This window comes from Bordetella petrii (genome assembly GCF_020991325.1).
Lineage (GTDB): Bacteria > Pseudomonadota > Gammaproteobacteria > Burkholderiales > Burkholderiaceae_B > Bordetella_A > Bordetella_A petrii_E.
Genome location: NZ_JAJMLX010000026.1, coordinates 1 through 26475, shown reverse-complemented (window position 1 = coordinate 26475; position 26475 = coordinate 1). Strand labels below are relative to the sequence as shown.

The 26475-nt window shown below is 61.6% G+C and carries 26 protein-coding genes and 1 pseudogene; 21 read left to right on the top strand and 6 right to left on the bottom strand.

What is annotated here, in order from left to right:
- From LPZ50_RS04775 to LPZ50_RS04760, 4 genes are all read left to right on the top strand, one after another.
- Positions 1-933, top strand: a 933-nt coding sequence (locus tag LPZ50_RS04775) for an aminotransferase class V-fold PLP-dependent enzyme (protein WP_230658245.1), incomplete at its 5' end; no start/stop codon positions are given.
- 100 nt (positions 934-1033) lie between these two features.
- A complete protein-coding gene (locus tag LPZ50_RS04770) occupies positions 1034-1801 on the top strand; it encodes a crotonase/enoyl-CoA hydratase family protein (RefSeq protein WP_230658241.1) in 768 nt (255 codons plus the stop codon).
- A gap of 104 nt (positions 1802-1905) precedes the next feature.
- Positions 1906-3429, top strand: coding sequence for a fumarate hydratase (locus LPZ50_RS04765; protein ID WP_230658238.1), 1524 nt, complete (start codon positions 1906-1908; stop codon positions 3427-3429).
- A gap of 168 nt (positions 3430-3597) precedes the next feature.
- Positions 3598-4929, top strand: a complete 1332-nt coding sequence (locus LPZ50_RS04760; protein ID WP_230658235.1) for a hemolysin family protein — start codon at positions 3598-3600, stop codon at positions 4927-4929.
- A gap of 12 nt (positions 4930-4941) precedes the next feature.
- On the opposite strand, the gene LPZ50_RS04755 is transcribed toward LPZ50_RS04760, so the two are convergent.
- The gene (locus LPZ50_RS04755) at positions 4942-5466 is read right to left on the bottom strand and encodes a GNAT family N-acetyltransferase (protein WP_230658232.1); all 525 of its coding nucleotides are present in this window, start codon (positions 5464-5466) and stop codon (positions 4942-4944) included.
- 95 nt (positions 5467-5561) lie between these two features.
- Between LPZ50_RS04755 and LPZ50_RS04750 the strand changes: the two genes are divergently transcribed.
- The 7 genes from LPZ50_RS04750 to LPZ50_RS04720 all read left to right on the top strand — a co-directional run bounded on the left by LPZ50_RS04750 (position 5562) and on the right by LPZ50_RS04720 (position 11663).
- Positions 5562-6383, top strand: a complete 822-nt coding sequence (locus tag LPZ50_RS04750; protein ID WP_268903209.1) for an AadA family aminoglycoside 3''-O-nucleotidyltransferase — start codon at positions 5562-5564, stop codon at positions 6381-6383.
- Positions 6380-6829: a DUF1801 domain-containing protein gene (locus tag LPZ50_RS04745; RefSeq protein ID WP_230658229.1), complete on the top strand. Its 450-nt coding sequence runs from the start codon at positions 6380-6382 to the stop codon at positions 6827-6829. Before LPZ50_RS04750 ends, LPZ50_RS04745 begins: the two co-directional genes overlap by 4 nt.
- Positions 6830-6835: 6 nt before the next feature.
- Positions 6836-7450 (top strand): ABC transporter ATP-binding protein, encoded by a 615-nt coding sequence (locus LPZ50_RS04740; protein ID WP_230658226.1) that lies wholly within the window; start codon positions 6836-6838, stop codon positions 7448-7450.
- 88 nt (positions 7451-7538) lie between these two features.
- The gene (locus LPZ50_RS04735) at positions 7539-8051 is read left to right on the top strand and encodes a sigma-70 family RNA polymerase sigma factor (RefSeq protein WP_230658223.1); all 513 of its coding nucleotides are present in this window, start codon (positions 7539-7541) and stop codon (positions 8049-8051) included.
- Positions 8048-9031: a FecR domain-containing protein gene (locus LPZ50_RS04730; RefSeq protein ID WP_230658220.1), complete on the top strand. Its 984-nt coding sequence runs from the start codon at positions 8048-8050 to the stop codon at positions 9029-9031. The genes LPZ50_RS04735 and LPZ50_RS04730 overlap by 4 nt, the downstream gene beginning before the upstream one ends.
- Positions 9032-9389: 358 nt before the next feature.
- Entirely contained in the window at positions 9390-10787 is a 1398-nt protein-coding gene (locus LPZ50_RS04725; protein WP_230658217.1) for a TonB-dependent siderophore receptor, read from the top strand.
- A gap of 6 nt (positions 10788-10793) precedes the next feature.
- Entirely contained in the window at positions 10794-11663 is an 870-nt protein-coding gene (locus LPZ50_RS04720; RefSeq protein ID WP_230658213.1) for a TonB-dependent siderophore receptor, read from the top strand.
- A 90-nt stretch (positions 11664-11753) separates the two neighbouring features.
- Here the strand turns inward: LPZ50_RS04720 and LPZ50_RS04715 are convergent, their stop codons facing one another.
- Complete coding sequence (locus LPZ50_RS04715; protein ID WP_230658250.1) at positions 11754-12008, bottom strand: hypothetical protein; 255 nt, start codon at positions 12006-12008, stop codon at positions 11754-11756.
- Between the two features lie 164 nt (positions 12009-12172).
- On the bottom strand, positions 12173-12970 hold the full coding sequence (locus tag LPZ50_RS04710; protein ID WP_230658210.1) for an IclR family transcriptional regulator domain-containing protein: 798 nt from the start codon (positions 12968-12970) through the stop codon (positions 12173-12175).
- Positions 12971-13051: 81 nt separating this feature from the next.
- Between LPZ50_RS04710 and LPZ50_RS04705 the strand changes: the two genes are divergently transcribed.
- The 3 genes from LPZ50_RS04705 to hpaI are packed head-to-tail and all read left to right on the top strand — an operon-like array spanning position 13052 to position 15707.
- Positions 13052-13939: a TauD/TfdA dioxygenase family protein gene (locus LPZ50_RS04705; RefSeq protein ID WP_230658207.1), complete on the top strand. Its 888-nt coding sequence runs from the start codon at positions 13052-13054 to the stop codon at positions 13937-13939.
- A 20-nt stretch (positions 13940-13959) separates the two neighbouring features.
- Positions 13960-14943 (top strand): Bug family tripartite tricarboxylate transporter substrate binding protein, encoded by a 984-nt coding sequence (locus tag LPZ50_RS04700; protein WP_230658205.1) that lies wholly within the window; start codon positions 13960-13962, stop codon positions 14941-14943.
- On the top strand, positions 14943-15707 hold the full coding sequence (hpaI, locus tag LPZ50_RS04695; protein WP_230658248.1) for a 4-hydroxy-2-oxoheptanedioate aldolase: 765 nt from the start codon (positions 14943-14945) through the stop codon (positions 15705-15707). Before LPZ50_RS04700 ends, hpaI begins: the two co-directional genes overlap by 1 nt.
- 88 nt (positions 15708-15795) lie before the next feature.
- Here the strand turns inward: hpaI and LPZ50_RS04690 are convergent, their stop codons facing one another.
- On the bottom strand, positions 15796-17457 hold the full coding sequence (locus tag LPZ50_RS04690; RefSeq protein ID WP_230658203.1) for a thiamine pyrophosphate-binding protein: 1662 nt from the start codon (positions 17455-17457) through the stop codon (positions 15796-15798).
- A gap of 103 nt (positions 17458-17560) precedes the next feature.
- Between LPZ50_RS04690 and LPZ50_RS04685 the strand changes: the two genes are divergently transcribed.
- The 7 genes from LPZ50_RS04685 to LPZ50_RS04655 all read left to right on the top strand — a co-directional run bounded on the left by LPZ50_RS04685 (position 17561) and on the right by LPZ50_RS04655 (position 24201).
- Positions 17561-18466, top strand: a complete 906-nt coding sequence (locus LPZ50_RS04685) for a LysR family transcriptional regulator (RefSeq protein WP_230658201.1) — start codon at positions 17561-17563, stop codon at positions 18464-18466.
- A gap of 244 nt (positions 18467-18710) precedes the next feature.
- Entirely contained in the window at positions 18711-19670 is a 960-nt protein-coding gene (locus LPZ50_RS04680) for a Bug family tripartite tricarboxylate transporter substrate binding protein (RefSeq protein ID WP_230658198.1), read from the top strand.
- Positions 19667-20551: an amidohydrolase family protein gene (locus LPZ50_RS04675; RefSeq protein ID WP_230658195.1), complete on the top strand. Its 885-nt coding sequence runs from the start codon at positions 19667-19669 to the stop codon at positions 20549-20551. The genes LPZ50_RS04680 and LPZ50_RS04675 overlap by 4 nt, the downstream gene beginning before the upstream one ends.
- Before the next feature lie 49 nt (positions 20552-20600).
- Positions 20601-21593 (top strand): TRAP transporter substrate-binding protein, encoded by a 993-nt coding sequence (locus tag LPZ50_RS04670; RefSeq protein WP_230658192.1) that lies wholly within the window; start codon positions 20601-20603, stop codon positions 21591-21593.
- Positions 21594-22088, top strand: a complete 495-nt coding sequence (locus LPZ50_RS04665) for a TRAP transporter small permease (RefSeq protein ID WP_230658189.1) — start codon at positions 21594-21596, stop codon at positions 22086-22088.
- Entirely contained in the window at positions 22085-23356 is a 1272-nt protein-coding gene (locus LPZ50_RS04660; protein ID WP_230658185.1) for a TRAP transporter large permease, read from the top strand. Before LPZ50_RS04665 ends, LPZ50_RS04660 begins: the two co-directional genes overlap by 4 nt.
- Before the next feature lie 77 nt (positions 23357-23433).
- The gene (locus LPZ50_RS04655; protein WP_230658182.1) at positions 23434-24201 is read left to right on the top strand and encodes a class II aldolase/adducin family protein; all 768 of its coding nucleotides are present in this window, start codon (positions 23434-23436) and stop codon (positions 24199-24201) included.
- 185 nt (positions 24202-24386) lie between these two features.
- On the opposite strand, the gene LPZ50_RS04650 is transcribed toward LPZ50_RS04655, so the two are convergent.
- Together LPZ50_RS04650 and LPZ50_RS04645 are read right to left on the bottom strand one after the other, a co-directional pair.
- Complete coding sequence (locus tag LPZ50_RS04650; protein WP_230658180.1) at positions 24387-25490, bottom strand: porin; 1104 nt, start codon at positions 25488-25490, stop codon at positions 24387-24389.
- 251 nt (positions 25491-25741) lie between these two features.
- A pseudogene (locus LPZ50_RS04645) lies at positions 25742-26475 on the bottom strand (3-deoxy-D-arabino-heptulosonate 7-phosphate synthase); the annotation flags it as partial.

The following is a 26475-nucleotide window of genomic DNA, read 5'->3' as shown; positions in this document are numbered from 1 at the left end:
GACGCCTGGGGCCGCGCCTTCGCGGCACTGGGCCCCTGGGCGCCCGGCGACCGCATCCTGGTGGGGCGCCACGAATGGGGCGGCAACCTGGCCACCATGCAGCAGGTGGCGGGGCGCGCGGGCGCCAGTATCGAGGTCATTCCCTGCGACGCCGACGGCCAGGTGTCGCCCGATGCTCTGCAGGCCATGCTGGACGACCAGGTCAGGCTGATCTCGCTGACCTGGCTGCCGGCCAACGGCGGGCTGATCAATCCCGCGGCCGAGGTGGGCATCATCGCGCGCCGCCACGGCATTCCCTACATCGTGGATGCCGCCCAGGCGCTGGGGCAGGTGCCCTTCAGCGTGCGCGGGGTGGGCTGCGATGTGCTGGTGGCCCCGGTGCGGAAGCACTTGCGGGGGCCGCGCGGCCTGTCGGTGCTGTATGTGCGCGACGGCTTCGCCGAACGCTTGCAGCCGGCCTTTGTCGATACTTCGTCGGCCCCCATCGGGGCCGATGGCGAATCCGCGCTGCGCACAGGGGCGCAATGCCTGGAAACCAGCGAGCAGCCGGTGGCGCTGCTGTGCGGCCTGGCCCAGGCCCTGCAGGAAGCGCTGGACCTGGGCGTCGAGGCCATCCGCGCCCGCGCGCTGGCCAACGCCACTACGCTGCGCGAACGGCTGGCCATGATTCCCGGCGTCACGTTGCACGACATGGGCACCGTGCAGTCGGCGCTGGTGTCCTTCAACCTGGACGGCGTGGCCGCGGCCGACGTGCGCCAGGCCCTGGCGCAACAGGGCATCAATATCACCGCCAATGGCGTGCCCTACACGCCGCTGGACATGCGGGCGCGCGGCCTGGACAGCGTGGCGCGCGCCTCGGTCAGTTATCTGACCTCGGCGGCCGAACTGGATGCCCTGATCGCGGCCGTGTCGCGGCTGCGGTCAATATTATGACCACCGGGGGCGCCGGGCGCCTGCGCCCCGATGGTCGTATGATTCGGTATCCCAAGTCTTATAGATAACCGTGGGCCCGCGCGCCCGCCAGGAGCCATGCATGTCCGACCTGATCAAGGTAGAAGTCGTCGACGGTATCCAGATCATTACCGTCAACCGCCCCGAGGCCAAGAACGCCATCAACCTGGAAACCGCCCAGGCCATGGCGGCCGCGCTTGACCAGCTGGACAGCAATGACGACGTGCGCATCGGCATCCTGACGGGGGCCGGCGGCACGTTCTCGTCGGGCATGGACCTGAAAGCCTTTGCCCAGAGCGGCCAGCGCCCGCTGATTCCCGGCCGCGGCTTCGCCGGCCTGAACGAACGGCCCCCGCGCAAGCCCCTGATTGCCGCAGTGGAAGGCTACGCCCTGGCCGGCGGCTGCGAAATGGCCCTGTCGGCCGACCTGATCGTGGCGGCCAGCAATGCCAAGTTCGGCCTGCCCGAAGTGAAGCGCGGCCTGGTGGCCGGCTCGGGCGGCATGCTGCGCCTGCCGCGCCGCCTGCCGTACCACATCGCCATGGAAGTCATTCTTACCGGCGACATGCTGACGGCCGAACGCGCCCACGGCTACGGCCTGGTCAACCGCCTGACCGAGCCCGGCCGCGCGCTGGAAGGCGCCATGGAACTGGCCCGCATCATCGTCGAGAACGGCCCCCTGGCCGTGCAAACCGCCAAGAGCGTGGTGGCCCAGGCCACCGACTGGGATCAGGACGGCATGTTCGACCGCCAGCGTCCCCTGATCGCCCACATTTTCACGTCGGCCGACGCCAAGGAAGGCGCCACCGCCTTCGCCGAGAAGCGCAAGCCCGTGTGGCAGGGCAAATAGGCCCCGCGCCGCCTGGTCATAAAATAAGCTGTTGATTCCCCGTGGCCGGCTTGTCCGGCCGCGTTTCGCATTTTTCCGATTTCTCTGCTTCCGCTCATACCGCCATGTCTGTCCTGATCAAAGAAGAAGACTTCATCCAGTCTATTGCCGATGGCATCCAGTTCATCAGCTACTACCATCCCGTCGACTACATCCGCCACCTGGCGCGCGCCTACGAACGCGAAGAAAGCCCGGCCGCGCGCGATGCCATGGCGCAGATCCTGACCAATTCGCGCATGTGCGCCGAGGGCCAGCGCCCGCTGTGCCAGGACACCGGCATCGTCAATGTATTCCTGAAAGTGGGCATGGACGTGCGCTTCGACACCCGCCGCACCCTGCAGGAACTGTGCGATGAAGGCGTGCGCCGCGGCTACCTGAACCCCGACAACCCGCTGCGCGCCTCGGTGCTGGACGATCCGCTGTTCGCCCGCAAGAACACCCGCGACAACACACCCTGTATCCTGCACGTCGAGCTTGTCCCGGGCGACAAGGTCGACGTGCAAATCGCTTCGAAGGGCGGCGGTTCGGAAAACAAGTCCAAGTTCGTCATGCTGAATCCCAGCGATTCGCTGGTGGACTGGGTGCTGAAAACCGTGCCCACCATGGGCGCGGGCTGGTGCCCGCCCGGCATGCTGGGCATCGGCGTCGGCGGCACCGCCGAAAAAGCCATGCTGATGGCCAAGCAGTCGCTGATGGACGACATCGACATGTACGAACTGCTGGCCCGCGGCCCGCAGAACAAGCTGGAAGAATTGCGCATCGAGCTGTACGAAAAAGTGAATGCGCTGGGCATAGGCGCGCAGGGCCTGGGCGGCCTGACCACCGTGCTGGATGTGAAGATCAACACCTTCCCCACGCACGCGGCCTCCAAGCCGGTGGCCATGATCCCCAACTGCGCCGCCACCCGCCACGCGCACTTCGAACTGGACGGCTCCGGCCCCGCGCGCCTGGATCCTCCCTCGTTGTCTGAATGGCCCGAGGTACATTGGGCGCCCGACTACAACAAGTCGAAGCAGGTAGACCTGGACACGCTGACGCCGGCCGAAGTGGCCAGCTGGAAGCCGGGCCAGACCCTGCTGCTGTCGGGCAAGATGCTTACCGGCCGCGACGCCGCGCACAAGCGCATCCAGGACATGCTGGCCAAGGGCGAGCCCCTGCCGGTGGACTTCACCAACCGCGTCATCTACTACGTGGGCCCGGTCGACCCGGTGCGCGACGAAGTGGTCGGCCCGGCGGGCCCCACCACCGCCACCCGCATGGACAAGTTCACCGACATGATGCTGGCCAAGACCGGCCTGATCGCCATGATCGGCAAGTCCGAGCGCGGCCCCGTGGCCATCGAGGCCATTCGCAACCACAAGTCGGCCTACCTGATGGCCGTGGGCGGGGCGGCCTACCTGGTGTCCAAGGCCATTCGCGAGGCCCGCGTGCTGGCCTTCGAAGACCTGGGCATGGAAGCCATCTACGAATTCAACGTGAAAGACATGCCGGTGACCGTGGCCGTGGATTCGCAGGGCACGTCGGTGCACACCACCGGTCCGAAGGAATGGCAGGCCCGCATCGGCAAGATCCCGGTGGCCGTGGCCTGACCCCGGCGCAGGGCGCATGGCCGGGTGTCTGGCTCCCGTCAGGGTGCCAGACACCGATGTGTGCCGCGACGGTGTCAGCAGGACGGTGTCCGGCACCCCGGGAAGGCGGCCAGAGTAGAATCGACAACGTCTTGCACTCTTGCGGGCCGTGCCGCGCCCGCCTTGTTGATGACGTTTAGCCAGAACCTGCTGTTGCTGCTGGCGCTGCTGATCGCCGCCGCCTTTTTCTCGGTTGCCGAAATCGCCATCGCCGCGTCGCGCCGGCTGCGCCTGCGGCAATTGGCCGAGAACGGCGACACGCGCGCCGATGAAGTCCTGCGCGTGCAGCAACAGCCTGGCCTTTACTTCACCGCCATCCAGATCGGCGTCAATGCGCTGGCCATCCTGGGAGGCATCGTGGGCGAAGGTATTTTCAGCCCCGCCTTCACCCGCTTTCTGGCCGATTGGTTCGCCCCTGATACGGCCGCCACGCTGGGTTTCCTGGGGTCGTTCGTGCTGGTGACCTCGCTGTTCATCATCCTGACCGACCTCATTCCCAAGCAGGCCGGCATGGCCGAGCCCGAGCGCTTCGCCCTGGCTGTAATCGGCCCCATGCGCGTGCTGGTGCGCATTTTCTCGCCGCTGGTGTGGATTTACTCGCGCATCGCCGACCAACTGATGCGCCTGCTGCGGCTGCCGTCGCGGCGCGACGAACGCGTCACGTCCGACGACATTCTGGCCCTGGCCGAAGCCGGTACCCGTTCGGGCGTGCTGGCGCGCGGCGAACAGCGCATCATCGAGAACATCTTCGAACTGGATACGCGCACCGTGTCCAGCGCCATGACGCAGCGCGACCGCATCGCCTGGTTCCGCGAAGACGACCCGGCGGACATCATTCGCGCGCGCATCGCCGAAGAACCGTTTTCCACCTACCCAGTGTGCCGGGGCGACATCGACCACGTGATCGGCTATGTGGATACGCGCGACCTGTACCAGCGGCTGCTGAACGGCCAGTCCATCTCGCTGACCGACAGCAAGCTCATCCACAAAGTGCTGGTGGTGCCCGACAGGCTGACCCTGGCCGAAGTGCTGGAACAGTTCCGCCAGGTGGGCGAAGACTTCGCCATGATCGTCAACGAATACAGCCTGGTGGTGGGCCTGGTTACCCTGAACGATGTGATGAGCACGGTCATGGGCGAACTGGTGTCGCCCTGGGACGAAGACTTCATCATCCAGCGCGATGACAATTCCTGGCTGATCGACGGCGCCACGCCCATCCAGGACGTGCGCCGCGTGCTGGGCATCGAAGACCAGCTGCAGGGCGAGGAATACGAAACCCTGGCGGGCTTCCTGATGGAAGCCCTGCGCCGCGTGCCGCGCCGCACCGACGTGGTGTCTTTGGGCGGCTATCACTTCGAAGTGCTGGACGTGGATACGTACCGGGTCGACCAGGTGCTGGTGACCCGTTCGGCGGCGTCCCACCCATCTGCCGCCGCGGTGGTGGGCCAGCGTACCGAATAGCCGCGGCGGGCCTCAGGCGGCGGGCAGGCGCAGCGCCATCAGTATTTCGTCGTAGTAGCGGCCATCGATTTTCATGGCGCGCGGCTCGCGGCCGTATTCTTCGAAGCCCAGCTTGCGGTACAGCGCGATGGCCGGTGTGTTGGATGCCTCCACGCTCAGCAGCAGCGTGTCCAGCCGGCCGACGGCATGCGAGATCAACGCGCGTATCAAGGCCTGCCCCATGCCCTGGCCGCTTGCGTCCGGGCGTACGTACACGCCCACGATAATGCCCTTGTGCTGCATCTTGATCTGTTCCTGCCCGACCACCGTGGCGATGCCGCACAGGCGGCCGCCGCGCCAGCCTCCCAGCGTCCAGCCTTGCTCCAGGCGGCGGGCGAACCATTCCACCGGCTGCGCGCTTTCTTCTTCCCACGAACTGCCAAAGGCGGTGGGCGCGGCTTGCAGCGCTTCCAGCCGCAGTTGCCGGTAGTGGCCAACGTCCGCCGCGCGCAGGCGGCGCAATGAAAATGATGGCGGGTTGCTTGGCGTAGCTGGCATGGTGTGTGAAGATGGCGGCGTCTGCGACGCTGGCAGCATCCCGCGGCCTACGTAAAAACGCAAGCACTATCCGGATCCACTAAAAAACTTCAACCATGCAGGCATCGATTCCCGACCCGATCATCGAGCAGTTGTCGCGTGCTCGCGCCATTATCGAACGGCACCTGGCTGGCACATTGCAGGCCATGCATTTGTTCGGCTCGGCGGTCGATGGCGGCCTGCGGCCCGACAGCGACATCGACCTGCTGGTTACCGTCAGCCGCGCACCGGCCGAGCCGCCGCGGCGTGCCTTGATGCTGGATTTACTGACCGTGTCCGCCTGGCCCGGCACCAGCCGCCAGTACCGCGCGCTGGAGGTCACCGTGGTGGCGCACGATGCGATAGTGCCGTGGCGTTATCCGGCAAGGCGCGAACTGCAGTTTGGCGAATGGCTGCGCGCCGACTTGCAGGCCGGTATCTTCGAACCGCCCATGCCCGACCATGACCTGGCCATCCTGCTGGCCAAGGTCCGGCAGCACAGCCTATGTCTGCTGGGCCAGCCGGCCGCCGACCTGTTCCACCCGGTGCCTCAGGCGGATTTCGCGCGGGCCCTGCTGGACACCATCGCCCAGTGGAACGAGCCGGCCGATTGGGAAGGAGACGAGCGCAACGTGGTGCTGGCCCTGGCGCGCATCTGGTACAGCGCGGCAACCGGGCGCATCGCGGCCAAGGATGCGGCCGCGGATTGGGCGCTGCGGCGCCTGCCGCTCGAGCACCAGGCCGTGCTGGCGCGGGCGCGCGATGGATATCTGGGGCAGGGCGGCGATAATGTCGCGATCGAGGCGGCAGACATCGTGATGTTCGTGCGCGACGTCAAGGCGGCGGTGGCGGCGCTTGTCATTCGCGGGGCTAATACCCAACCAGGAGCACACCCATGAACGCAGGCCGGCGCACACTGCCCGAAGAAGAAGGCGTACCCGCGGCGCAACTGATCGATGCGCGCATCCGCGAGCTGGGCGGCTGGCGCGGCGACATGCTGGCCCGGGTGCGGGCCGTCATTATGCGGGCCGATCCGGATGTAGTCGAGGAATGGAAGTGGCGCGTGCCCGTGTGGTCGCGCGGGGGCATCATCTGCACCGGCGAGGCCTACAAGAACGCCGTGAAAACCACCTTCGCCAAGGGCGCCTCGCTGCCCGACCCTTCCGGGCTGTTCAATTCCAGCCTGGAAGGCAATGTGCGGCGCGCCATTGATTTCCACGAGGGCGACCAGATCGACGAAGCCGCCCTGGCGGCACTGGTTCGTGCGGCCGTGGCGCTGAACCTGTCGTCCAAGCCCGCCGCGCCGGCCAGGAAAAGCGCCAAGAAAACCGCCCAGGGCGCCTGAACCGCCATGCTGCGCATCGACAATATCGGCAAACGCTATGGCGAGCATCTGGTGTTCCAGGGCCTGAGCCATACCTTCCCTACCGGCTGCACCGCGCTGTGCGAACAAGACAGCACCGGCAAGTCCAGCTTGCTGGGCATCATCGCCGGTGCCATCGCGCCGGATGACGGCGACGTCTGGGTCGACGGCCATTCGCTGATCCACGCACCCCGGCAGGCCCGGGCCCGCCTGGCCTATGTGCCGGACAATTGCCTGGCCACTCCGGAACAGACGGGACGCGGGCTGCTTGAACACGTGGCGGCGCAGAAGCATGCCGCGCTGGACGATGGCGTCCGGGACCTGGCGCGCCGCCTGGGGCTGGAGCCGCACCTGGACAAGCGCTTCGAACAGATGTCCACCGGCACGCGCCGCAAGGTCTTCCTGGTTGCGGCGGCCCTGGGTGACCCGGCTGTCATCGTTGCCGACGGGCCGAGCAATGGGCTGGACGCACAGGCGCGCCATGTACTGGCCCAGGTGTTCAAAAGCTGGGGGCAGAGCCGCGTGGTGCTGTTTGCCAGCCATGATGCGGAACTGGTGGAGGCCTGCGGGGCGAAAATGGTGGAGGTTGCGGGGTTGCGTTAGGGGCTGGCCGTAGGGGGAAAACGCGGCTGGGACAATGATCATCTACAATTAGCAATAATTCCCATTAGCGTTTGAATAAAAGTCCCCCGTGCACCCTGCCAACTATGCGTCTTCGGACGAATTTGTCAGCCTGTACCGAGAGCATCATGGATGGCTCGTGCAGATGTTGCGCCGCCGGCTCAACGGCAACGCCGAGAACGCCGCCGATCTGGCGCATGACACCTTCGAGCGCGTCATGCGCAGCGAGTCGCGCGCGGCTTTCGCCGAGCCGCGCGGCTTCCTGACCACGGTCGCCAAGCGTCTGTTGATTGATCAGTCACGCCGGCGGGCCATCGAGCAAGCCTACCTGGAAACCTTGGCCTCGCGCAGCGAAGACGTGGAACCCAGCCCCGAGACGCACGCGCTGGTGGTGGAAGCCCTGGACGCCGTGTGCCGCATGTTGGAACAACTGCCAGCACGGGTGCGCCGGGTATTCGTGCTGGCGCAGGTAGAGGGGCTGCCGTACCTGGATATCTCCCATATGCTCGGTATTTCGGTGCAGGCCGTGCAGCGCGACATGGTCAAGGCTTGGCGGCATTGCTACGCGGTGCTGTACACATGAGCCTTGCACACGTCGAACGGCTGCATCCCGACATTGTCGAGCAGGCCGCGCAATGGATGATGCGCACTGGCGATGGGGCCGACGCGGCCACCCAGGCCGCCTGTGCCCAATGGCGGCAGGCCGATGCACGCCACGAGCTTGCGTGGCAACGGCTGCAAGGCATCAGCCGGGACCTGGGCGCCGCCACAGACGGAAAAGTATCCAGGGCGACCGCGGGCGAGACCATCCTGCGTTACTGCGACCAGCGCTCGCGCCGCAGCGCCCTGAAATGGATGGCAGGCGGGATCGGCCTGGGCACGCTAGGATGGGTGGGCGCGCGCCAGGGGTTATGGGACGGATCCAACGTTTACCGCACCGCCACCGGCGAGCGGCGCGTCATTACCTTGTCGGACGGCACGGTCATGACCATGAATACCGATACCACAGTGGCGCTGCGCTACGACGCACGACGGCGCCGCATCGATCTGCGCAGCGGGGAGATCTTGATCGCCACGGCTGCCGATGCCGCCGGGCGCCCCTTTAGCGTGAAGACGCCGAATGGCTTGCTGACGCCGCTGGGCACCCGCTTTGTGGTGCGGCAGAAGGAAGAGGGCCGAGGCGCCACCTGGGTGGCGGTGTTTGAAGGGGCGGTCAGGCTGGAGCCCGCCGCGCGCGCGCAGGCGGCGCGGGTCGTGCATGCCGGCGAGCAGGCCGAATTCGACCACAGCGCGCTGTCGCCCTCCGCCTCGGTAGACGGCACGGGGCCTGCCTGGGCTGCCGGCATGCTGGTCGCGAACCGCATGCGGTTGGATCGCTTCCTGGCTGAACTGGGACGCTACCGCGTGGGGATCCTGCGATGCGACGCCGATGTGGCAAACCGCGAGGTTACGGGTGCGTTTCGCATAGACGACCCCGACAAGGCGCTCGAGGTGCTGGCCAGCACGCTGAACCTGGCGCTGAGGTATCGCACGCGCTACTGGGTCAGCGTCGGCAGCGCATGACCCGTCCGCATCGGATACGTCGTCCGGGTGGCGGCCCGGGAAATTTGTAACGACGGCGAAGATTATCGAAAGTGGTTCGTTAGACATAGAGACAGGCCCCGCGGCGCCCGGGGGCCGGCCATTCCATTCGACGAACCAGGAAATCCAGTCATGGCATCACGCCATTCATCCCTTCCTCCCTTCATAGCTGCGATGGTACGGGGGCGGCCGGTGCGCTTGCGCCTGGCTGTTCATCTTGCACTGGTGGCGGTTACGCTGGCCCCCCCCCGCCGTTCTATGGGCCCAATCCGCCCCCGCGGAGAGCATCGCTTTCGCCATCGCGCCCGCGACCCTGGATGAGGCGCTGGGCCGGTTCGGCGTGGCGGCCAAAGTCACCGTGGTCGCTTCGCCGGCGCTGACGCGCGGCGTGACCACGCAGGGACTGTCGGGCCGCTATACGGTCGAGCAGGGGCTGGCGCGGCTGCTGGCGGGCACGGGGCTGCAGGCGGTGGCCAACGCCAACGGCGAGGGATACCATTTGCGCCGCATTCCGCAGCAGGGACAAGGTGTGTCGACGCTGGCGCCGGTAACGGTTACAGGCGCCTTCGACGAGGCCGCCACCGAGGGTTCCGGCAGCTACACCAGCGGGGTCGTGACCATCGGCAAGGGCCTGCAAACCTTGAAGGAGATTCCGCAGTCGGTCACGGTCGTGACCCGCCAGCGCATGGATGACCAGAATGCCAACACGCTGGACGAAGTGCTGGCCAATAGCACGGGCATGACGCTATACAAGAGCCCGATGGGCGGCAGCTACGTGTTCTCGCGGGGATTCCGGGTCGACAGCTATCAGTTTGATGGCGTCAACCGCGCGTTTTATTACCCCCAGGCGAATAGCTTCACCAGCAATACCGTGATCCTGGATCGGGTGGAGATTATCCGGGGCGCCACTGGCCTGCTGCAGGGCACGGGCTCGCCCAGCGCGGCCGTCAACCTGGTGCGCAAGCGTCCGCTTGCCGAAAACCAGCTGCAGCTGATGGCCAGCGGCGGATCGTGGAACAACTACCGGGCCGACATCGACGCCACCGGACCCTTGAACGAATCGGGCACCTTGCGGGGCCGGGCGGTGGCCAGCTACAACGACCGCGATTACTTCTACGACGTTTCGAAAAGCCGCACAGGCGTGCTGTATGGCGTGCTGAGCTACGATCTGGGGCCTGCGACGACATTGACTGGCGGCGTCAGCTACGAGCAGTTGCGGTCCACGCCGTTCTTCCACGGTTTGCCTCATTATTCCAACGGCGATGACATCGGGCTGAAGCGGTCGACCTCGCTGGCACAGGACTGGAACCGCTGGAACGGCAAGCAGACTTCCGTGTTCGCGGAGCTTGCACATCGTTTCGACAATGATTGGTCGCTGCGGCTTACCGCCACCTCTACCCAGGAATCCAATGATTCGAAGTACGCCTTCACCGAAGGCGCGGTCGACCCGGCAACGGGGCTCGGGCCCACCATGTATGCGGGCATCTTCGATTTCTCGACGCATAACAAGGCGCTCAACCTGGACGTGGACGGGGCGTTCCAGGCGCTGGGCCGCAAGCATTCCGTCAGCGTCGGCGCCAGCATCAACGAGCTGACCAGCAAGAACGACTTCGCGACGGCGCGCCTGAACCGCGCCATGAACGTCTGGAACCCGGATCATGATGTGCCGGAGCCTTCCGATGACTGGCTGCGCGAGAACGCCTACCGGGGCGCCGCCACCATCATCAAGATGAAGTAGACCGGCGTGTATGGCGTCGGCCGTTTCAGCCTGGCCGACCCGCTGACACTCGTGGCAGGGACGCGCGTCAGTTGGTACGAGAACACGGGCCGCTATCGTGACAGCGGCGATCAATACACCGATCCCTACAAAGAGAATGGCGTCTTCACCCCCTATGGCGGCCTGATCTACGCGTTCAATCCCCAATGGTCCGGCTACGTCAGCGTGGCGCAGATCTTCGAGCCGCAGAACGCGCTGGACGCATCCGGCAAGTTGCTGGACCCCATCCTGGGCACGAACTACGAGGCCGGCATCAAGGGCGAACTGCTGGACGGCCGGGTCAACACGTCTGTGGCCTTTTTCCGCATCGACCAGAAAAATCGGGCGCAGCAAGATCTTGCCGGCACATGCACGGTCAGCGACATCTGCTATCGGTCCAGCGGAAAGGTGCGCAGCCAGGGCATCGATGCCGAGATCAGCGGCGAAGTGGCCCGGGGCTGGCAGCTGTTCGCCGGCTATACCTTCAACACGCTGAAGTTCCTGGACGACACCGAAGTGTCGAACACCAATTTCGGTCGCACCGTGACGCCCAAGCACATTCTGCGCCTGTGGTCGGATTACCGGCTGCCGGGCGAATTGTCCGCATGGACGCTGGGCGGGGGCGTGAACTTCCAAAGCGGCAGCTATACCGAAACGCGCTCGGTGCGGGTCTCGCAAGCGTCGTACGCGGTTTGGAATGCGCGGGTCGGCTACCGGATCAACAAGAACTGGTCGGCGGCGTTGAACGTGAATAACGTGTTCGACAAGAAGTACTACCAGACCATAGGCGCACCGGGATGGGGCAGTTTCTATGGCGATCCGCTCAATGCGACCTTGACGGTGCGGGGCGTGTTCTGACGCGGGTCCGTTCTGGCGGCTTGCCGCGGGCGCGTCTTGAGCCGGACTCCGGCGTGCACCGGCTGCTTGCGGCCGGTGCGTCGCGCGGGGTCAGCGGCTGTTGACCCAGTCCTGCGTATCCTGGATGAACCAGGGAAGATTCAATCTTTCTCCTTCGCCGGACTGTATGGTCAAACGCTGGCCCGAGGAACCCCGGGCGCTGTCCGCACCCTGTACCGTGGGAGGAGAGGGGCTGCGATAGTCCATGCCGGTTTGCCGCGGCGGATTACTATCCGCGCAGGCGGCAATCGACGCGCACGCGGCCGCGACAAGGGCGGGCCGCAATGCCAGGCGTAGGGGCTTCATCATGTTGTGGTTCCTGCTGGCGGCACAGGCCGAAGTACCGGGCAATCAAAGGCCTTTGCTTCGTACCTTACTCGCAATGCGGGGCCTTCGGCAGGGTATTGGGCCGTTCGATGCCAATGCTTACAACCACCGGCAACGACTGCTACGGTTGCTAAGCGGCTCCGTCAGGCCAGCCCTCGCCTGATTTCATTGGCCAACTCTTGCAAACTGGGTAGGAAATCGGCCACCACGCTTTCGGCGGGATGTTTCGCCTGGTTCAGGCTGGTGGTCAGCGCTGCCACCAATTGGCCTTCCCGATTGTGCACGGGTACGGCAAGCGCACACACGCCCAATTCGAAATGCTGGCTTGCCAACGCATATCCCTGGGCTTCGGCCTTGCGTATCGCTGCGCGCAATGGCTCTGCGTCTACCAAGGTGTGTTGTGTCAATCGTTCGAAAGGCGCTTGTGCCAGGAAAGTGTCCAATTCTTGCGTGCTGAGTTGCGCCAATAGCACGTGACCGGTGGAAGTGGCATGCGCAGGCAAGCGCTCGCCCGTGATCAGCCTCCGGGCGGAAGGGCTGCGAATTTCGGCGCGTGCGACATAAATGATGTCGTTCTTGTCGAGCACGGACAGCGAGCATATTTCGCCGTGGTTGCGGGCGAACTGCTCCAGATAGGGCAGGGCTACTTCGCGCAACGAAAGCGAATTCAGATAGGAATAGCCAATATCCAATACGGATGGCGTCAGGGAGAAGCTGCGGCCGTTGACCCGCGCATAACCCAGGGTAACCAGCGTATGGAGCAAGCGCCGTGCCCCCGCTGGCGTAACCCCGGCCCGTTCCGCTACTTCGGAAAGTGTCAGTTCGGGGCTGTCGGGGCCGAAGGCGCGTATGACCGCCAAACCCCGGGCGAACGCTTCCACGAATAAATCGCTGCCTTTGGGTAATCCCGGATTTTGAGCCGTGGGAGGATTCTTTATCATGATTTCTATCAACGAAATTATTTTCGACTATCGAAAATTATAAAGCCAACCAGACAGATTGGGTACTAAGGAGATTCCCTGATGCTAGACCTCACACCGGTAGCGGACGACTTCGTGGCAGAAGTCGCCGGTATCGATCTCACTCAGCCACTATCGGCCGAATTGCAACAAGCCCTGCGCGACGCCTTGGACAAGTATGCGGTACTGGTCATTCCTGACCAGCCATTGGACGAGGCGCAGCAGCTACGTGTCGCGGCAATCTACGGGCCGCTGGAAACCTCGGTGGGTACATATACCGCCAGCGAGAAAAAGCCGCGTCGGCTGGGGCACGCGCAGTTATCGGATATTTCCAATCTGGACGAACAAGGCAAAGTCATCGGGGACAACGATATCCGCCGCCTTGTTCTATTGAGCAATCAGCTTTGGCATACCGACAGTTCTTTCAAAAAAACCCCGGCCAGCGCATCGCTGCTGAATGCGCAGGAGGTTTCCCCCGTGGGTGGCGCAACAGAGTTTGCCGATATGCGGGCTGCCTGGGATCACCTGGAGCCTGTCACGCAAGCACAGATCAAGGATTTGATCGCCGTTCATGACTATTTCCATTCCCGTAGCCTGCTGGGCCTGGAGGCGCAGGCCATTCCGCCAGAATGGCGTGAACGGCAGCCCCCAGTGAAGCAGGTGCTGGTACGGAATAACACCCATAACCAACGCCGATCCCTCTATCTGGCTTCGCACATCAAGAGCATCGAGGGCATGAGCGAGCAGGACGGCCGTGCATTACTGGACAGGCTCATGGCTTTTTCCACCCAACCCCAGTTCGTTTATAGGCATCGTTGGCGTGCCCATGACCTGGTGATCTGGGACAACCGCTGCACCATGCATCGCGGCACCAACTACAACCAGAAGTACCGCCGGGCCATGCGCCGTGCGACGGCCCAGGATGTGGGCCCCACCGTGTCGATGCAATAACTACAAACAGGAGAGACAACATGAGATTGACAGTACGCGCGGCCAAACAGGCCGCATTGAGCATGGGCATAGTTATTGGCGCCAGCCTGGCTGGCCCTGCCGCGCTTGCCGCGTATCCGGAAAGACCCATCACCATTGTGGTGCCTTTCGGTGCGGGCTCCGGCACCGATGCTATTGCCCGCATGGTGGCCCAGGGCCTTGCTGAAAAACTGGGCCAGCCCGCAGCGGTGGCGAACAAGCCTGGCGCCGGTGGCATTATTGGCGCGTCTTCTGTAGCCAATAGCCCGGGTGACGGCTACACCCTGCTGGTAGCTACCAGCGGCCCGATGGCGGCCAACGCCAGCCTGTACAGCAAACTGGCCTACGATCCGCAGGCCGATTTTGAGCCCATTTCCATCGTGGCCAAACGACCGATGGTGATACTGGCCAGCAAGGAGGCAAAGGCGAAGACGTTCCCCGAGATCATTGCCGAAGCCAAAGCGAATCCCGGCATGGTCAATTTCGGCTCCAGCAACACCACATCCCGCGTGTTCGTTGAACTGCTGAAGAAAAGCCAGGATGTGAAGGTGGAAACTGTACTGTACAAAGACGTGGGTAGCCTGATGACAGACCTGATCAGCGGCCGGGTGTCGTATGTGTTTGAAGATGCCGGCCCCTCGCTTACCCAGATCAAGGCCGACAGGGTGAACCTGGTGGCGGTGGCGGATAAAAAGCGGGCCAGCTTCGCATCGGATACCCCGGCCACCAGTGAATATGGCTTTGACGACCGTGGCTTGGTAACGTGGTATGCCGTCTTTGCCCCCAAGAACACGCCGCCTGAGGTCATCAGCAAGCTTAACCAGACTATCAACCAGTATGTGCAAGGCCCCGAGATGAAGAAAATGGCCGATGACGTCGGATTAGAGCTGGTCAACGTTACTCCGGCCGAATTCAAAGAATTCCAGAAAGGCGAGATCGCCAAATGGGAACATTTAGTCGAGCTTACTGGGGTCAAACTGGACTAATCATGGCTACTGACAATCCCTTCAAGCAGGCAATACAGACAAGGCAGCGCCAGATCGGGCTGTGGCTGTCGATGGCCAATCCGTATGCAGCCGAGATGTGCGCGGCTTGCGGCTTTGACTGGCTGCTCATCGATGGCGAGCATTCGCCCAATGACCTGACCTCCGTTCTGGGGCAGTTGCAGGCAGTCGCCGCCTATCCTAGCCATGCGGTGGTGCGCCCCGCGATTGGCGAAGCGTGGATGATCAAGCAGTTGCTGGACATGGGTGCGACCAATCTTCTAGTGCCTATGGTGGAGACGGCCGATCAGGCGCGTGAATTGGTGCGCGCGATGCGTTATCCGCCACACGGTATGCGGGGCGTAGGGTCGCGCCTGGCGCGGGTTTCGCAGTTTGGCGCTCAGGCGGACTACCTGAAGAAGGCCAATGAGCGTGTGTGTTTATTAGTGCAGATCGAGTCGCAGGAAGGGTTGCAGAATCTGGATGCGATTGCTGCTGTCGACGGAGTGGATGGGGTTTTCGTCGGGCCATCCGACCTCTCGGCGTCTATGGGGCTGATTGGACAGCCAGGGCATCCAGATGTGCAGGCGGCGATTGCGGACGCGGTGCAGCGCATCGCGGCGGCAGGAAAACCGTCGGGAATCTTGAGTTTGAACAACGATGACTCCCAACGCTATATCGAAATGGGGGCGTGCTTTGTGGCCGTGGGGGGAGATATCGCCCTGCTGACGGACGGGGGAAGGGCGCTAGCGAAGCGGTTCAAATAAAAGAAATGAGGGGCCCGAGGGGGGCGCCTCTTCGAAGTGTCGGCCTTCAAAGCGTCGGCTGCATGCACAGCCTGCTTGTCTTTCGTGTCTAGTAGCCGTTATCCACGATAACCTCAACAAGGCGGGGCCCGTTCCTGGATTCCAGGGATTCCAGGAACGCCTGCAGCTCCGCCTGGCTGCGTACCTTGCTGGCAGGCAAGCCCAGGCCGTGCGCTATGTCGACAAAACTCATCGGTGGGTTGTCGAAATCCATGCCGATGAAATTCGCTGCCCCTGGTGCCCCAGGCATTCGGTCCTTGAGTATCCGGTAGCTTCGATTGTTCACGATGACAAAGGTGATCGCTAGCTGGAAATGCGCAGCCGTCCACAGCCCTTGTATGCCGTACATGGAGCTTCCATCTCCAAGAACGGCCACTACTTGCTTGTCCGGGTGCGCCAGGCTGACGCCGACAGCGCCCGCCAGCCCGAATCCGAGTCCGCCGCTTGCAAGGCCAAAATAGCGGCAGCCGGAGTCGATCTTCAGCAGCTTTGCCAGGCAGCTTGCCGTAGTAAGAGATTCCTCGACGACGATCGCCGTATCCGGCAGGTACTCACTGATGCCCAGCATCAACTCGTCCGGATGGATTTTCTCTGTCTGGGTGAGCGACTTGATACGGTCGATCTCGGCAGAACGGGCAACCTGCCAATTTTTCGAGGTAATCGCGTTTACGCGCTGCTGCGCGGAGGAGCACAGGTCCCCGTGGTTTGCACCCGATATCTTGGCATTCAAGTCAGTCAGGGTGGCTTTTACGTTGGCACAGATGGCGTGCTCAACGTGATAATTCTTGCCCAGTTCCCAGGGCCGTTCCGATATATGAACCACATTCAGCCCCGAAGGCATAGGGTCTACGGGGTTGAAGGGGGACATTCTAAGCAGGTCTGCCCCCAGGCAAATCAACAAGTCGTATTCCGAAAGTGTCTTTCGGACTTGAGGCTGGTTTCTTGTGATGTCTCCCATCGCAAGGGGATGGGTATTGGGAAAGCGCGCGTTGTACGGTACCGGCTCAACATATACCGGTGCGCCGATGAGCTCGGCAAATGCAGCGGCTTCCGCGAATGCATCTCGCAGTTCTAGTTCGCTGCCCGCGATGATGACGGGTTTCTTTGCCCGAAGAATGTCCCCGGCAACCGCCTCGATTACGGCATCTGTAGGACGAACAGCGTGTTCGATCCGTGTGCGCTTGCCGAAATCCACGTCGACTTCCGCGTGAAGAACAGACCCGGGAAGACTGATGAATACCGGCCCCATCGGCGGAGTCATGGCTATCTTTGCCGCCCGCCGCACGATCCTGGGAAGATCTTCCGGGCGCTGGACTTCGACTGCCCATTTGACCAATGGCTGTGCGATTTGCACCAGCGGTTCGTAGAGCAGGGGTTCCGTAAGCCCGTATCCGATCTCGTACTGGCCGGCGGTAATAATGATCGGCGACCCGGAAAACTTGGCGTTGTAAATAGCGCCCATCGCATTGCCCAGCCCGGGGGCGCAATGCAGATTGCACGCGGTCAATCTGCCGGTGGCCCGCGAGTAGCCATCGGCCATGGCCACCACGACGGCCTCTTGAAGCCCCAGCACATATTGCAGGTCAGGATGGCGCGGCAGCGCTTCTATAATGGGCAATTCGGTAGTGCCGGGGTTGCCGAAGAAGTGCGTTATACCTTCGTCAAGAAGCAATTCTAAGAAAATATCGCGGCCGCTCGCCTGCTTGCCCATATGCCCTCTGGTGTCGTTGCTTTGTTTAATCTACTCGACCGGGGGTAGTGCAACAATGAAAGAAGAGCATTATCAGATATTCGCGAAATGAACATCCGAAGCCATGGACTTGAAATCTATTGCCGCATTCATAAAAGTCGCTGACCTGGGCAGTTTTTCCAAGGCCGCTGCCGTAATCGGAATAAACCAGCCATCCGTGGGCAGGCAGGTCAGGAAGCTGGAGCAGGAATGCGGAAAGTCCCTGTTTCATCGGAATGGCCGCGGCGTCGTGCTGACGCCTGAGGGACTGGAGTTGGTCGAAAAGCTTCGGCCGCTAATAGTGGATATTGAAGGTGTAGTTACTGCATTCAAGGCAGACGCATCGAGCCCTCGGGGCGAGGTCACATTGGCGCTTACGCCGACCATCATGAGCATGTCCGGGTATCAGATATTCAAGACAGTCGCTTCGCTGCACCCGGGGATTCACCTGAATATCGTTACTGGATACAGTGGATATATTTCCGAATGGCTTACGGGGGCACGGGTCGATATCGCTGTCCTGCATGATTCGCGGCGGTCCAGCCAGATCCTGGCCACTCCTCTCATGAGCCTGCCTTTGTGCCTGGTGTCTGCCGAAGGGAAATCAGGTTTTGACGCGGGAGACTCCGTGGCTTTCGATGCGCTGCACAATCTTCCGCTGGTGATAGCCAGCCGAAATCACGGGTTGCGGCGCAGCCTGGAAAGCGCGGCGGCGGGAAGGAACATCAAGGTTAGGATCGTTCATGAGATCGACAGTTTCGACCTGATGAAGGAGATCGCAATAAAAGGCGATGCCCACACGGTATTGGCGGCGGCGGCAGTGACCCGAGAGATTGCCCACGGCACTCTTGTTGCAAAGCAGATAGTCGATCCGGAAATAAGCACGGATTTTGTCATGGCATCGGCGGCAAACCGGCCGCGAACTATCGCGGTACGAGCTGTTGAAGATGTGATAGTCGAGATATTGCGTCGTGATGCCACGCCTTACTGATCACTGAAAATTTTCACGCACGGCCGCGCTGAATACGCTGTCTTGGTGATATGGGTTTACGGGTTTTCCCGTGCCTTGGAATTAACACTCGCCATTGAGGCCCTAGTATTTAGGCACTCCAAAGCCTTTCGCGGTTTGAAATGCCGCATTTTGAATTGTTGAATTGAGCTTCCTGTTTGCGCGGTGCGAGAATGCAGCACCTATAACAATCAGGAGAGACAGAATGCGGATATGGTGCCGCGCGATGCAAGCAGCGTTTCTCGCTTGCATGATTTCGGTGGCTGGGCCCGCATCGGCCGCCGACTATCCGTCGGGCCCCGTGACCTTCGTGGTTGGATTCCCGCCGGGCACATCCACCGACGCGATTGCCCGCATCATCGGCGAGAAACTGGGCGCAGACTGGGGGCAGCCCGTCATCGTCGAGAACAAGCCCGGGGTGGGCGGCAGCCTTGCCGTCGCCCAGGTGAAACGCGCGAAGCCGGACGGCCATACGCTGGTGCTGTCGGCCACGGCGCCGATGAACATCAATCCCTTCGTCTACAGCGACTTGAAGTACGACCCGCTGAACGATTTCGAGTTCATAGGCCAGACCACCTGGCTACCCTACATGCTCGTCACCAACAAGAAAAAGGGCTTGGATACGTTCCAGAAGTTGGTCGACCATGCCAAAGCACAGCCGGGCGGCCTGACATTCGCAAGCATCGGTATGGGAACGACCAGCCACTTGCTGATGGAAATGCTGATGAAGAGAACCGGCATATCCATGGTTCATGTACCGTACAAGGGAAGCAGCCAGGCCCAGACCGATGTGATTGGCGGCAACGTCGACATGACTTTCGATACGGTCGTTTCCACCGCGCCGCATGTCAAAGATGGCCGGCTGCAGGCGATTGCCGTCAGCACCAACAAGCGTGCCGATCTTGCACCGGATGTGCCCACTCTCGATGAGCTTGGCGTGAAGGGGTTCAATGCCGGTGCCTGGCTGGGTTTTTTTGCCCCGAAGGGAACGCCGGCGCCGATTCTCGACAAGCTTCATGCTGATTTGAACCGCGCTCTGCAGGATCCCACCGTACGCAAAAAACTTACCGCTTTGGGGTCAGAGGTCGTTATCAGCCAGTCACGGGAGGAGTTCCAGAAAATGGTAGAGCAGAACTACCGCATGTGGGGCGATACCGCCAAGGCCGTGGGAGTCGCGAAACAATGAGCGCCCCAAAAATTGCGAACTCAGATGTTTACCTGCCCTTCAACAATCAACTGAAATCCGCCAAGGGCCGTTTGCCCGCAGGCTCGTGCGATTGCCACTTCCATGTTTTCGATGAGATAGAGAAATACCCCTTTTCCCCCCAGCGCGCGTATACCCCTACACGCGCCACGCAGGCCGACTACGATGCGCTGCGTGAGGCATATGGAATCGATCGCGCAGTTCTCGTTCATCCAAGCGTTTACGGGCCGGACCATCGCAGTTTCGAAGCGCTATTGGAGAAGAACAACGGCTGGCTACGTGGCGTGGCTGTGGTGCATGCGGATACGCCCGATGAAGATATTGCGCGATGGCACCAGTTGGGAACTCGTGGCACGCGAATCAACGTGCTTTTCGAGAATGGACCCACAATGCCGCAGATAGAAAACATCATCGACAAAGTCAGGCCTTACGGGTGGCACATACAGCTGTTCGGCGACCTTGTGCATGTCCCGGAGCTTGCGCCGTACATTGTGAAGCGGGGCCTGGACGTTGTCGTTGACCACCTGGCGCATGGAGAGCCCGCTCAGCTTATCCAAAGCCAAGGATTCAAGAACCTTCTTGAGCTAATGCGTGAGGGTACCGGATGGGTAAAGCTATCCGCACCCTATAGGCTTTCCACAAATGCTCCCCGCTATCCCGAAGTAACGGCCTTGGTGAACGCATTTCTTGACGCGAATCCACGGCAAGCCGTCTGGGGAACCGATTGGCCTCATCCCCATATACGTCCACCAATGCCTAATGATGGCGATCTGGTTGACCTGCTTTTTGATTGGCTTCCTGATGAGCAGTCCAGGAATGCCGTATTAGTAGAGAATCCGACGCGGCTCTACTGGTCAGATTAGAAGCCCTGGCAGGGGCCACATATTAATAACGATTCAAGGAGGAGTAGACATGAAAGCGCACATGTTAGTGGCTGGCTTGGCCATTGTGGGTTTGGCTTGCACATTCCCGGCCCATGCAGAACAAAAAAAGGTAATCAAGCTGGGCTGGACCACCACGGACGGAGTGGAAGACCCTTACGCGATAGGGGCTCGCGCGTTCAAGACTGCTCTGGAAGCAGATCCAGATGGAAAAGTTTTTGATGTCCAGCTTTATCCCAACCGCCAACTGGGAGATGAAAAAGCATTGCTGGAAGGCGTGCGCATGGGATTGGCGCAGGCGGGCATTATTACGAACGCAGTAATCGCCCAAATTGAGCCGGCGTACCAGTTGAATGATTTGCCCTTTCTCTACTCCTCGGCTGAGCAGGCGTATCACCTCATGGAGGGAGATATTGGGAAAAAATTGAGTGCAAAGCTCGAAAAGAAGGGCATTTTGCCGCTTGGCTACATGGGAGGCGGATTCCGGAACATGATCAACAATGTCCGGCCGGTAGCCATCCCGAATGATGTGGCCGGGGTCAAATATAGAGTAATGCAGAGCCCGATGTATATCGGCATGTATAAGGCCCTTGGAGGAAGTCCGGTACCCATGGCATGGGGAGAGACGTTTACCGCGATTCAACAGGGGGCGTTGGACGGATTGGAGATTCCTCTCTCGGTTATAGACTCGACGAAAGCCTACGAAATCACCAAATATCTTTCACTGACACAACACACTTTCTCCGTCATTTCGCTGGTTTTCAACAAGCGGTGGGTCGAGAAACTTGAGCCCGCGCAACGTGCGGCAGTCATGCGGGCAGCGGATGACGCGACGCGAGAACAGAGAAAGGCCGTGGAGGAGAGCGCCAAAAAACTGGCTGCTGCACTAGAAGAGAAAGGCATGGTACTCAACAAAGTTGGCGATCCGTCCGCATTTCGTACAAAAGTCCAGCCCGTCTATGACGAATTCAGGTCTGTGATTGGCGGCGACATCATGGATGCCGCCCTGGCCCAGGTGAAGTAAGTGCGTTACGCCATCAGAGCGTTGAGGCAGTGCAATACGGCAATCACTTGGATCGTCAAGGTGGTGGTCATGGTGATCTCTTCTGCGATGGTAGCGACGATCTGCTGGCAAGTTGCCATGCGTTACGTATTCAATCTGCCGCCATCCTGGACGGAAGAACTTGCGTTGCTGCTGTTCAGTTGGGCGATGCTCTTGATGCTGGCATTGGGGGTGAGAGAGGCATTTCACGTTCGCGTGGATATTCTCATTGAGAGAGTGCCAGCCGTGCTGCGCCAGGTTATCGAGGTATTTACCTGTACTGCCACTCTGGCATTTGGCCTATTCCTTGCATCGTCTGGAGTCGACTATGTGGAAGAAATGCGTGGATCTATTTCCGCCGCAATAGGCTACCCAATCGAGCTGCTGTACAGCGCGGCCCCGGTGTGTGGAGGCTTGATCGCACTATACAGTTTAGAAAGGTTGTTGAGCAGCTTCGATTCAGGAGGACGTTCATGAGCACAACAGCCTGGATACTGTCGGTCGGTTTCGCCTGTCTGGTTATGTTGGGCGTCCCTTTCGTTTTCTCAATAGGACTGGTCGTAACCGCGGTATTAGTTGTTGCCGACGTGCCATTCATGCTTCTTCCGCAGACCGTGGTCGCCGGTACGCAATCGTTCAGTCTCCTGGGCATACCGTTCTTCATGCTCGCTGGCGAACTGATGTCAGCTGGCGGGCTTTCGCGACGGCTAATCGCCGTCGCGGATGTTTGCGTAAGGCATCTGTTGGGCGGACTTGGCCACGTAACTATTTTCGCGGCATGCATTTTTGCGGCGATTTCCGGCTCAGCTCCGGCGACGACGGCGGCAATAGGCGGCGCCATGATTCCTGCCATGGGGGAGCGTGGATATTCCAGACCCTACGCCACCTCCCTGGCAGTGAGTGCCGGGGTGCTGGCTCCGCTGATTCCGCCTTCCATCGCCTTTATTATCTGGGGTGTCATCGCGGAGCAATCCATTGCCAGCCTTTTCCTTGCAGGCATCATTCCGGGGTTGCTAATGGCAGTGGGGCTTTCGGCAATTGTGATCTGGCGCGCTCATCGCGATAAGGTGCCACGGCTGCCGCGTGCCAGTGCGGCGGAAGTTGCAGGTGCCTTGCGAAAAGGCGTTTGGGCGCTATTGGCTCCCATTATCGTGCTGGGTGGAATCTACGGTGGAATTTTCACTCCCACGGAAGCCGCAGCGGTGGTCTGCCTATACAGCCTTATCGTTGGTCTTTTCATAGAGAAGGAACTGCGCCTTTCACAGCTTCCAGCTGTGCTGCTAAAGGCCATGAAGATTAGTTCTGTCGTAATGGGTATCGTTGCCGTATCCGGAGGCATGGGTGTGCTGATTGCCCAGGAACAGTTCGCGACTCGATTTGCAGAATTTCTTGACCATTCCATTCAGCAGCAGTGGATCATGCTGCTGACGCTGAATCTGGGGTTCTTCCTGCTTGCCGCGGTCATGGATGAGATTGCACTGATGCTGATCTTTGGGCCAATGCTTATCGCCATTGGCCACCAGTTCGGCATCGACCCCATCCATTTTGGCGCGATGATCGTTACGAATGTGGCTATAGGAATGGCAACCCCGCCCGTGGGTTACTGCCTTTTCGTCGGAGCCGCTGTGAGCGGAGAGCGGTTGACAAGCATCGCCAAGGCCATTTGGCCGCAAATAGTGGTGATGGTGCTGGTTTTGATGTTGGTGACTTACGTGCCTGCGTTCTCGCTGTATCTCGTCCGCTGATTTCCACGGCCTACCGGTATTTCCGATTATTTGTGCTGCCAATGACAGCGTGATTTGATTATTCAAGAGGACTTTCTATGAATGCCCCGATTAACGATGTCCGCGCCACTGTTTCCGAAACAGAATGGGAAGCCCGTGTAAACCTGGCCGCATGCTACCGCCTGATGCCGATGTTCGGCATGAGCGATCTTGTCTATAACCACATCACCGTCAGGGTGCCGGGCGAGGAAGACCGGCTGCTGATCAACCCTTATGGGTTCATGTATGAAGAGATCACCGCCTCCAGCCTGATCACTATCAACTTGGCGGGGGATGTGCTGTTGAACCCCCATGAAGATTACGACGTGAATCTTGCGGGCTATGTCATCCACAGCGCTGTCCATGGGGCCAGGCACGATGTCGAATGCGTCATTCACACACATTCGCGCGCCGGCATGGCTGTTTCGGCGCTGGAGTGCGGGCTGCTTCCCTTGACGCAGACGGCGATGCGTTTCGGCGATATTGCCTACCACGAGTATGAAGGCCCGGCCGTGGATACGGATGAGCGCGATAGGTTGACAAAAGACCTGGGCGGCAGCGATGCCATGATCCTGCGTAACCATGGCTTACTGGTGGCCGCGGCGGACATTCCGCAAGCGTTCAATACGATGTACTGGCTTGAAATGGCCTGTCGCGCCCAGGTGGATGCAATGGCCTGCAATACGAATCTGCATTATCCGTCCCAGGACGTCATCGCGAAGACGGCGCACTTGTACAGACCCGAGACCCGGCGCCCGTACGGAGTGATGGAGTGGCCCGCGATGCTGCGGCTACTGGACCGCCGTGACCGTTCATTCCGGGATTGACCGTGCAGAAATGAGTGGGCCTCCCCGAGGGGAGGCCCGACCCTTCGAACCGCCGGAATGGCCGGGACGGGGTTGAGGATACGTCACTCGCGGTCAACGGAGAGGAAGCCGCTAGATCCGTAGGGACACCCGTCCCGGGCCGGCGGGGCTGCCCTGTCCCTTCAGGCAGCCCGCCTTCCGGTCGATCAGAACCGGTGGCGAATGCCCACGGCGAACGCCGTGTTCTTCACGTCTTCCTGGAAAGCGAAGTTGTTGCCATACGCGCCGTAGGCGTACAGGTTGGTGCGCTTGCTCAGGTCGTAGGTGGCGCCCAGGGCGAAGACGTCGAACGCTTCGTCGTCGCCGGTGAGCTTGTCGTTCTTGGGATCGGCACGCTGCCAGCTGCCGAACACCTTGGTGGCGCCGAACGGCACGGTCACGCCCACCATCATCGAGTTCACGCGAGCGCCGTCAACCACGCGCAGGCTGCCCAGCGAGTTGAAGTCGTCGGGGCTGCTGCCCATGCTGATGCCGGAGAACCAGCCGTCGTACGTCTGGCCCCAGGCGCCGTGCAGCGCCAGGACTTCAAAGTCGTACTCGGCGCCGATGATGTATTCCTGCAGGCTGGTGTCCTGCTCGTCGGACACGGCGTTGACCGGATTCAGGCGGTCGTAGGCGGCAGCGACGGTCAGGGGGCCGGCGCTGTACTTGGCGCCCACGGTGATGACGCGGTTGTTGTCGCCGGTGGCGAAGTTGCCATCTTTCTCGTCGTCGGCGTTGAACGAGTAGCCCAGGCCGAAGCTGAAGCCCGACAAGTTGGGCGACTGGTACATCACCATATTGTCCAGGCGCAGCGACTTGGCCGAACCGAACGCCGAGCCGATGCCGGCGATGCCGTAGTCGGTGCCGAACGGGCTGATGCCGCCGATGTACTTCGACGCCATGTTGGTCTGGCGGCCGAATTCGATCTTGCCCCAGGAATCGCCGGCCAGGCCCACCGTGGCCTGGCGGCCGAACAGGCGGCCGCCTTGCGACGAGGTGCCGTTCTGGCTGTCGAAGCCGGATTCCAGCGTGAAGATGGCCTTCAGGCCGTCGCCCAGGTCTTCGGTGCCTTTCAGGCCCCAGCGCGAACCGCCGCTGACGCCGCTGACGCCGCCAACGCGGCTTTCTTTGAAGCCGTTGGGGCCCTTGACTTGTTCGTAGCCAATACCCGTATCGATCAAGCCATACAGCGTGACGCTGGTGCTGGCGGCTTGCGCAGCGCCGACGAATCCCGTTGCCAGGGCGGCGGCGAGCAGAGTCTTCTTCATGTAATGCTCCTGTGTTTATCAACGACACCGACGTCGCGGCTGTTGAGATCAGGCCGTGGCTGTCGGTACGGACGAAAGTCTAGGAGCCGAAGTCGATCGGGAGTATTACTGTGTTGTGGAAAAACAGCTTCCATGCAGTGGAATAATTCGCGGCATGGGCCGTCATGAAGATATGTTATTCGTAAGCGCTGCATCGGCCCGCGCGCGACGCGATCTGGCTGGAAACACAGGCGGGCCGGGCCCGTGCCCGGCTACCGCACGCTATCGATGGCCGCCTGCAAGTCGTCGGGATGCACCATCAATTCGCGTGCCTGGCGCAGCATGGGGTACTGGTTCAGCACCGCCTGCCAGCCTGGAGATTCGCAAAGCTGCCGCCAGACGGGCGCCAGGGCTTGCGCGGACTTGGGCCTGCCTTGCGCCAGCGCGCCGCCGAATTCCAGGCTGGCCGTCGCCGACAGCAGTTGCATGCGGCTGGCCGCCGACAGCAGGCGCGGGACGGCTTCGGCGGGCGCGTCGCAGCAGTACAGCACGGTGCGTGCCAGCGCATGCGCATCCGTGCTTAGCCGATTCATCGACAATCCGTTCAGCAGCGTTGTTTCCTGCGCGGTCTGGAATGGATAGGCGCGGCCTGGCGTGGCGCGCGCAAGCAGGCGCATGCCGCGCAGCAGGCGCGGAAGGTCGGTGGCGGCGGCATCGATCGAGGCCTTGGCTTCCGCCAGCAAACAGATGTCCCAGGGGGAATCCGGTACGGCGCCCGCGTCTTGCTTGAGCAGTACGGCGTCCCATTCGCTCTTGGCGCGTTCGCGCTCGCCGCCTATGGCTGCGGGAACCTGCATCGAAGTCACGACGCGGTAACGGGGGCTTGCGCCGCCGGCGCTGTTCAGCCGGGCGGCCAGTTTTTCCAGTGCTTGCGCGGTGCGGGCCTCCATGGCCAGGCCGCGCTGCTGGGACGCCGCGCCCTGCGCCGCCGCGCTGGAGCTTCCCG

Excerpts from the sequence above, each read along its gene's own strand:
- LPZ50_RS04755 (WP_230658232.1), bottom strand. The coding sequence starts at position 5,466 with ATGCCAGCTACGCCAAGCAACCCGCCATCATTTTCATTGCGCCGCCTG.
- LPZ50_RS04660 (WP_230658185.1), top strand. The coding sequence starts at position 22,085 with ATGAGCACAACAGCCTGGATACTGTCGGTCGGTTTCGCCTGTCTGGTT.
- LPZ50_RS04715 (WP_230658250.1), bottom strand. The coding sequence starts at position 12,008 with ATGAAGCCCCTACGCCTGGCATTGCGGCCCGCCCTTGTCGCGGCCGCG.
- LPZ50_RS04740 (WP_230658226.1), top strand. The coding sequence starts at position 6,836 with ATGCTGCGCATCGACAATATCGGCAAACGCTATGGCGAGCATCTGGTG.
- LPZ50_RS04655 (WP_230658182.1), top strand. The coding sequence starts at position 23,434 with ATGAATGCCCCGATTAACGATGTCCGCGCCACTGTTTCCGAAACAGAA.
- LPZ50_RS04650 (WP_230658180.1), bottom strand. The coding sequence starts at position 25,490 with ATGAAGAAGACTCTGCTCGCCGCCGCCCTGGCAACGGGATTCGTCGGC.
- LPZ50_RS04690 (WP_230658203.1), bottom strand. The coding sequence starts at position 17,457 with ATGGGCAAGCAGGCGAGCGGCCGCGATATTTTCTTAGAATTGCTTCTT.
- LPZ50_RS04680 (WP_230658198.1), top strand. The coding sequence starts at position 18,711 with ATGCAAGCAGCGTTTCTCGCTTGCATGATTTCGGTGGCTGGGCCCGCA.
- LPZ50_RS04750 (WP_268903209.1), top strand. The coding sequence starts at position 5,562 with ATGCAGGCATCGATTCCCGACCCGATCATCGAGCAGTTGTCGCGTGCT.
- LPZ50_RS04670 (WP_230658192.1), top strand. The coding sequence starts at position 20,601 with ATGAAAGCGCACATGTTAGTGGCTGGCTTGGCCATTGTGGGTTTGGCT.
- LPZ50_RS04675 (WP_230658195.1), top strand. The coding sequence starts at position 19,667 with ATGAGCGCCCCAAAAATTGCGAACTCAGATGTTTACCTGCCCTTCAAC.
- LPZ50_RS04705 (WP_230658207.1), top strand. The coding sequence starts at position 13,052 with ATGCTAGACCTCACACCGGTAGCGGACGACTTCGTGGCAGAAGTCGCC.
- LPZ50_RS04760 (WP_230658235.1), top strand. The coding sequence starts at position 3,598 with ATGACGTTTAGCCAGAACCTGCTGTTGCTGCTGGCGCTGCTGATCGCC.
- LPZ50_RS04700 (WP_230658205.1), top strand. The coding sequence starts at position 13,960 with ATGAGATTGACAGTACGCGCGGCCAAACAGGCCGCATTGAGCATGGGC.
- LPZ50_RS04730 (WP_230658220.1), top strand. The coding sequence starts at position 8,048 with ATGAGCCTTGCACACGTCGAACGGCTGCATCCCGACATTGTCGAGCAG.
- LPZ50_RS04685 (WP_230658201.1), top strand. The coding sequence starts at position 17,561 with ATGGACTTGAAATCTATTGCCGCATTCATAAAAGTCGCTGACCTGGGC.
- LPZ50_RS04765 (WP_230658238.1), top strand. The coding sequence starts at position 1,906 with ATGTCTGTCCTGATCAAAGAAGAAGACTTCATCCAGTCTATTGCCGAT.
- LPZ50_RS04710 (WP_230658210.1), bottom strand. The coding sequence starts at position 12,970 with ATGATAAAGAATCCTCCCACGGCTCAAAATCCGGGATTACCCAAAGGC.
- LPZ50_RS04745 (WP_230658229.1), top strand. The coding sequence starts at position 6,380 with ATGAACGCAGGCCGGCGCACACTGCCCGAAGAAGAAGGCGTACCCGCG.
- LPZ50_RS04770 (WP_230658241.1), top strand. The coding sequence starts at position 1,034 with ATGTCCGACCTGATCAAGGTAGAAGTCGTCGACGGTATCCAGATCATT.